This window comes from Acinetobacter sp. UBA3025 (assembly GCF_002367915.1).
Lineage (GTDB): Bacteria > Pseudomonadota > Gammaproteobacteria > Pseudomonadales > Moraxellaceae > Acinetobacter.
The window spans coordinates 1-5,104 of the sequence record NZ_DFDO01000161.1; the positions used below are offsets into that span (position 1 = coordinate 1).

The following is a 5,104-nucleotide window of genomic DNA, read 5'->3' on the forward strand; positions in this document are numbered from 1 at the left end:
CGGTAGAGTAAATTTTTATTCGATGGGATAGGAAGGCACAGTTTTCTTAAGTAAATATTTCAAGTGATCATTTTTCTATGAAATAGCACACAGTAATTTTGATCAAAATTCTATAAGAATGATCAGCTCTATCCTGAAATGACTTCTGATTTTTCAGGATAGAGAGTCAAATATTTATTTAGACTTAAGTGATGACATTCAAAGTAACATCAATATTGTTTCGGGTTGCATTTGAATAAGGACAAACGATGTGTGCGGCATCGACCAGCTTTTGAGCTTCGTCCTGTTCCATTCCTTCTAAATGAATATTTAAAGTCACTTCAATGCCAAAACCGGTAGGAATCGGACCAATGCCAACTTCACCTTCAATATAGGCATCTTTGCTAATATTGATTTTATCCCGGTTGGCAACAAACTTCATGGCACCTAAAAAACAGGCTGAATAACCTGCAGCGAACAATTGTTCAGGATTGGTCCCGCCACCTGGGCCACCCATTTCCTTGGGCACTGCCAGTTTCACATCCAGAATCTGATCGTCAGAGGTTGCACGGCCATCTCGACCGCCTGTAGCTTTGGCACGTGCGGTATATACTGCTTTTTCTAATGACATGAGAGTATTTCCTGCTTGTTCTTTTATGGAACTTCTATGCTCCATAATTTCTAGGGAAGAATAAGCAGGGATTTTGTTAATTTATGCAAGCGAATGAGAATGCGGTAAAAAGTCTGACTTAAGAGAACTTTAGTAGCTTGCGATGCTGCATGAGTGGCATAGACTCACGCACTTTGGCCTGCCCAGTCAAATCAAAATCAACCGTAATAATCTGTGCGCCTTCCGCATGCACCATATCGAGAAGTTGACCACGGCTGTTTGTGGCAGCGGCATGTCCCCAAGTTTGACGTTTTTCACCATGCCAACCCTGTTGAGCAGCACCGAGAACTGTGCATTGGGTATCCATAGCACGTGCTTGCAATAATAATTGCCAGTGCATTTGGCCAGTGGTGTAAGTAAAGGCAGATGGCGCAGTTAAAATATTCGCGCCTTGGGCACGTAAATGAAGCGCAAGTTCAGGAAAACGCAGGTCATAGCAGACCATCATACCGATATTGCCAAAAGGTGTTTTCGCAACAACAACATCGGTACCTGGTTCAAAAAATTGGGATTCCTGATAGCCACCAACAGCATCACCGACCTGTACATCAAAGAGGTGAATCTTGTCATAGCGGGCTTCAGTTTTTTCTGGGCCAATACACAAGCTAACGGTACGAACTCGGCCATCTTCAATAATCGAACCATCAGGACGATAAGGACAGGGTAATGTCCCTGCGATAATCCAGATCTGATATTGATGCGCTAGTTGTTCCAGACGTTGTTGAATGCTCTCGAATTGAGCTGCAGTTTCGCGCTGCTTACCAGCAGCAAAACAGACGAAATTTTCAGGAAAGACAATAAGCTCAGCACCTTTTGCTTTACTTTGTTGAATTAATGATTCGATGGTCATGAAATTTTGCTCAATTTCATTTTGGGAATTCATCTGTGCAACAGAAAGTAAAGTCATAGGGATTCCTTATTGTGTGTTCATACCTTTTGTTCAGACACTTGATCTAGATTATCTTGTTCTTTTTGCAACTGTTTGACCAAGGGCTCAAACATATTCTGGTTGCTCTGATTTAACCGCATTAAAGTCTTGTGTGCATCTAGAACAGTTTTCAGCATTGCTTGATGCGTCACATGTTCTTCCATCAGTTTACGCGTACATACATTTGAATCACCGCAGTAATCCAAAATGACAAAGACCTGCCCCAAGCCCATACTGTTGGCCAGAGTCGTGATATCAGAGTTAGTCGACAACATCACCGCCTGGATCTTATGGAGCTGCTTAAGTTTAAGTCCTAATTTTGCTAGGACACCCAGTACAGTGCTGTCAATAAAGCTGGTTTCAGTCAGATCAACAATTGCGCCAACAACGTTGTCCTGCTGCTCAAGTTTGTTCAGTAATTTGTCTAGACTAATACAAGATTGGGCCCGCACTTCGCCGATAAGCTTAAAAATATGCGTTCCATTCAAGCTTGCATATTCAACATGACCTGTTGACATATAAATGCCATTTGCAGAGAAGGATATTAAATTATCCCATAGGGTCTACGGATACTCAAGTAGCTGAAAGTCGCAATCAAATTAAGTGCTTATAAAGCTTGTGATTATACTGCTATTTCACTCTTATAAAGCTGAGAATGGCAATATCGTCGGCAACATGTTCGGGTGCTTCGAAGGATTCGTTCTGTAAGTGATGCAATAATTGGGAAAATTGTTCATTCAGACCGCCGTTAAACGGCTCCAATGCTCCATCTGAACAGATAATAAATCGTGCATTGCGACTGAGGATATATTCATTTTCTTCTACCTCAAGATCTTCAGTCAGGCCTAGAGGAAAACTGCTGGATGACAGGATTTTCGGTTCCTGATTCGGTTCAAAGATAATCGGAGGAGGATAGTGACCAGCGCTGGACCATTTCAAGACATGGGTTTCCAGGTTCAGGATTCCGGCAATCATGGTGATATGCTTTTCGATATTTTCCTGAACCAGCATCCCATTTAGTTTCTTAATTAGCTCACGAGGCGTTTTCGAACGTCCATGAAAAGCCGCCATCCAGGACGTTAATAAACTGCTGGTAACGCCATGACCAGAAACATCCGCAAGATAGAAAATGACTTCTTTATCGCTGATTTTCCAGTAATCGTACCAATCGCCAGACAGATAGGCAGAAGGCTGAAAATAGGTTTCAACCGCATAATTGATTAATTCAATTTCATTCGGTAGCAAACGTCTTTGTAGCTCTGCTGCTGAAGGAAGATCACGACTATCCTGGTTACGCTTATATTGCGCATCGATTTTTTGTAATGCGATATCCGGTTGTGCAGGCAGTTTATTCCAGATCCAGCCAGCCAAAGCGCCTTGTTCCCAAGCTTGTGCCAAGGCTGTTCCTTCATTTTCCAGCGCTAATACGACCGTCGGAAGGTTCCACTTGTATTTCAGATAATCATGTACATCTGCAATGGCAATAATCGTTGCATCGTACAACTCGTGATCTTCCAGCTTGATTACTTGAACATGCGGAAGCTTCTCAAGCACTTGATCTAAATAAGGAATATCGCGAGTAGGTTGAATGAAATACATAGACAGGTAGTTCGATCCTGGAATGAGTTATAAGATGTACTATAACAAGCAAATGATTGCTAGCGAACAGTTTTCGCTAGCAATCATTATTGAGCTTAGGTTTCAAAGGTCATCACTATAAGATTCAGTCTCATTTTCATCGAAAGATTCATCTTCAAGATTTTCATCATCAAAGTCATCTTCAAGGAATAAAGATTCCTGTTCCAGACCTTTTTTCTGGGCGATCATATAATTGGTGCGTTGCAAATAAATATCGCGAATTTGTGCATAACGATCACCTGTTAACACACCTTCAATATCAAGTAATTCTGCACGATTATCAATTGCACGCCAGAATTGATCACCCCAATACAAGCCTTCATCATCTTCAAGAATATATTTCTGTGGACGGGTCTGGCTATCGACTGCCATACCGAAAGTATCACGCACAGAACTTGGGCCCAGGAACGGTAACATCACATAAGGGCCGGAAGGTACACCATAATAACCTAGCGTGATCCCGAACTTTTCATCTTGATGATCCAGTCCCAGACGACGGGCTGGGTCTGCCAGACCTAAAGTAGTTAAGGTATTAATGGTAAAACGACCCAAAGATTTTGCTGCACGAGCAGGACGGCCCTGAATCAACTGGTTTACCGCATTCCATGGTTCACCTAAATTGCTACGGAACTGGGTATAGCTGCCACGCACATCTTGAGGAACCTTTTCCTGATACTGAACCGCAATGGGGCGAACAACTGCCTGATCGATTGCATCATTAAATTGATACACCTTTCTATTCCAGCCCTGGAAAGGATCTAAAACTTCTTCAGCCTGTGCAGCACTAGCGTCGACTTTTAGCTGGGTTTGCAGGTGACTCACTTTAGAAGATATTTTTTCTCTGAGTGGAACCGTAGCAGTAGTAGAAGATTCAGTTTCTATTTCAGTCTGTTCAGACTGAGTAGTGTCTTCAGCAAAAATTAATGGGCTAGAGGCCAAAGAAAATAAGCATAAAGATAAATAAATAGAGCGATGCATAAGGAAACCCCAAAGCCTTGTTTTGAGTATAGTGGCGTTGTTTAACCTGGAATAATAAACTGTATTACTAGGAATAGGCGTAATTTAAGCAAAATTGTATAATAAATGAATAAAAACTTCATAAAAGGTTAAAAATTAGACATGCGGTAAGATTTATTTGAAAAAGGTATTGCAAGCCCTCTGAAATGCTGTAGAATGCACATCCATCGGCGGTGATGAAGATTAAAACTTCTGATAAAACAGTAACTTAGCATGAGATGGTTAAGTTAGGTTTTAGAAAGAAAGTTTAAAAATAATTTTCATTACTGGTTGACTTTCTAGAGATAGAGAGTAATATAGCCGACCTAGCTTGCTACTGACGAAGTAGTAAGAAGATCATTAAGAGATTATGAAGAACAACTTGTGTGGATTTTTACTGGTTGATTGATCGAAATTATTTTCATTGATTGATTGGTTTGAATTACTCGAAGTTTATTTGAGCGAAATTTAAGTCAGGAAATTGATGAGCCAAGTTTAAGAACTTTACTTATAAAGTTCGAAATGATTTTAACTGAAGAGTTTGATCATGGCTCAGATTGAACGCTGGCGGCAGGCTTAACACATGCAAGTCGAGCGGGGATAGGGTGCTTGCACCTGATTCCTAGCGGCGGACGGGTGAGTAATGCTTAGGAATCTGCCTATTAGTGGGGGACAACGTTCCGAAAGGGACGCTAATACCGCATACGTCCTACGGGAGAAAGCAGGGGATCTTCGGACCTTGCGCTAATAGATGAGCCTAAGTCGGATTAGCTAGTTGGTGGGGTAAAGGCCTACCAAGGCGACGATCTGTAGCGGGTCTGAGAGGATGATCCGCCACACTGGGACTGAGACACGGCCCAGACTCCTACGGGAGGCAGCAGTGGGGAATATTG

At 41.9% G+C, this 5,104-nt stretch carries 5 protein-coding genes and 1 rRNA gene; 1 reads left to right on the forward strand and 5 read right to left on the reverse strand.

Annotation, left to right across the window (positions count from 1 at the left end):
• Positions 1 to 184: 184 nt before the first annotated feature.
• From B4J23_RS06730 to B4J23_RS06750, 5 genes are all read right to left on the reverse strand, one after another.
• Entirely contained in the window at positions 185 to 610 is a 426-nt protein-coding gene (locus B4J23_RS06730) for an organic hydroperoxide resistance protein (RefSeq protein WP_004783539.1), read from the reverse strand.
• A gap of 118 nt (positions 611 to 728) precedes the next feature.
• Positions 729 to 1,556 (reverse strand): carbon-nitrogen hydrolase family protein, encoded by an 828-nt coding sequence (locus tag B4J23_RS06735; RefSeq protein WP_291359494.1) that lies wholly within the window; start codon positions 1,554 to 1,556, stop codon positions 729 to 731.
• Between the two features lie 20 nt (positions 1,557 to 1,576).
• Entirely contained in the window at positions 1,577 to 2,095 is a 519-nt protein-coding gene (gene gigB / locus B4J23_RS06740) for an anti-anti-sigma factor GigB (protein ID WP_004783532.1), read from the reverse strand.
• A gap of 112 nt (positions 2,096 to 2,207) precedes the next feature.
• A complete protein-coding gene (gigA, locus tag B4J23_RS06745; RefSeq protein ID WP_291359497.1) occupies positions 2,208 to 3,176 on the reverse strand; it encodes an RsbU family protein phosphatase GigA in 969 nt (322 codons plus the stop codon).
• Positions 3,177 to 3,278: 102 nt separating this feature from the next.
• Positions 3,279 to 4,193 (reverse strand): MlaA family lipoprotein, encoded by a 915-nt coding sequence (locus B4J23_RS06750; RefSeq protein WP_291359499.1) that lies wholly within the window; start codon positions 4,191 to 4,193, stop codon positions 3,279 to 3,281.
• Positions 4,194 to 4,740: 547 nt separating this feature from the next.
• Between B4J23_RS06750 and B4J23_RS06755 the strand changes: the two genes are divergently transcribed.
• Positions 4,741 to 5,104 (forward strand): 16S ribosomal RNA (locus tag B4J23_RS06755); the annotation flags it as partial.

Coding starts and splice junctions, on each gene's coding strand:
- B4J23_RS06730 (WP_004783539.1), bottom strand. CDS start 610: ATGTCATTAGAAAAAGCAGTATATACCGCACGTGCCAAAGCTACAGGC.
- B4J23_RS06735 (WP_291359494.1), bottom strand. CDS start 1,556: ATGACTTTACTTTCTGTTGCACAGATGAATTCCCAAAATGAAATTGAG.
- gigB (WP_004783532.1), bottom strand. CDS start 2,095: ATGTCAACAGGTCATGTTGAATATGCAAGCTTGAATGGAACGCATATT.
- gigA (WP_291359497.1), bottom strand. CDS start 3,176: ATGTATTTCATTCAACCTACTCGCGATATTCCTTATTTAGATCAAGTG.
- B4J23_RS06750 (WP_291359499.1), bottom strand. CDS start 4,193: ATGCATCGCTCTATTTATTTATCTTTATGCTTATTTTCTTTGGCCTCT.